Source organism: Rhodococcus sp. B10 (assembly GCF_011770055.1).
GTDB lineage: Bacteria > Actinomycetota > Actinomycetes > Mycobacteriales > Mycobacteriaceae > Rhodococcoides > Rhodococcoides kyotonensis_B.
This window is the reverse complement of record NZ_JAAFYV010000147.1, coordinates 1-255: the sequence shown is the minus strand read 5'-3', so window position 1 is coordinate 255 and position 255 is coordinate 1. Positions and strand designations below refer to the sequence as shown.

1 pseudogene is annotated in these 255 nt (G+C 64.7%); it reads left to right on the top strand.

From position 1 onward, the window contains the following. A pseudogene (locus RhoFasB10_RS26075) lies at nt 1–255 on the top strand (IS21 family transposase); the annotation flags it as partial.

Sequence of the window (255 nt, the reverse complement as noted above, 5' to 3'; positions counted from 1 at the left end):
GCACAGCGTTGGTGGCGCACTCTCGCTGACGACCTGACCGTCGAGGGGGCACAAGCAAATCTCGATCGGTTCTGCAGTCTGCGCGGCGACACCAGGTTGCGGCCGACGAAGGACGGCCGAGCATCGGACGCGACCCTGGCCACTGCCGAAGGATTGCATCCACTGCCGACCGCGGCGTATCCAGCGATCGTGTCCACCGAACGTGTCGTCTCTCGACAAGCCCTGGTGTCCTATCGCGGCAACCGCTACTCGGTT